The following is a 772-nucleotide window of genomic DNA, read 5'->3' on the forward strand; positions in this document are numbered from 1 at the left end:
GGAGATGACGTCGGACTACGCCGAGCGCACCCGCCTGATGACGTGGCGGGTCGCGGTGCTGGCGCTCGCGATCCTGCTCTCCGGCGCCACGGCCCCGATGGTGGTCGACGCCGTGGGCGACGGCGACTCCGACGCTGCGGGGTACCGCGTCATGGGCGTCTACGTCGCGGTGCTGCTGGTGCTCGGCGTCGTCGGTGCGTGGCGTGGCACCCGCGAGGCGCCCCGGCTCGACGTCGCGCCGCCATCGGGCGGTCTGCGCGAGCAGCTCGCCCTCGTGTCCGGCGACCGCGACTTCCGTGCACTGCTCGGCTGCTTCGTGCTCCAGGCGCTCGGCATCGGCGCCATGCTCGCCGGCGTCGCGTACGTGGCGGACGAGCTGTTCGACTCCGCGGCCGCCTCGACGTTCCTGTTCGCCTCCTTCGTGGGCCCGGCCCTCCTCGTGACCCCGCTCTGGGAGCGGTTGTTCGCCGGGCGTGGCAAGCAAGCCGGGTACACCGTCGCCACGCTGCTGCTCGTCGTCGGCGCGCTCGGCCTGCTCGCCGCCCGTGACGCCACGGCGGTGGTCGTCTACCCCGCCGCAGCCCTGGTGGGCGTCGGCTACGCCGGCGCCCAGGTGTTCCCGATGGCCATGCTGCCCGACGTCGCGGCGCGCGACGCCCGCCGCAGCGGGCAGAACCGCATCGGCGTGTACACCGGCGTCTGGACCGCCGGCGAGACGCTGGGCCTCGCACTGGGTCCGGGCCTGTTCGCTCTCGTGCTCGCGGTCGGCGGG

General features: G+C 74.7%; 1 protein-coding gene. It reads left to right on the plus strand.

The window, feature by feature from the left end:
- Window positions 1-772 (plus strand): MFS transporter (locus ASF38_RS17370; RefSeq protein ID WP_235497364.1); only part of this gene is annotated, 772 nt, incomplete at both ends.

Source organism: Aeromicrobium sp. Leaf272, from assembly GCF_001422865.1.
Taxonomy (GTDB): Bacteria; Actinomycetota; Actinomycetes; order Propionibacteriales; family Nocardioidaceae; genus Aeromicrobium.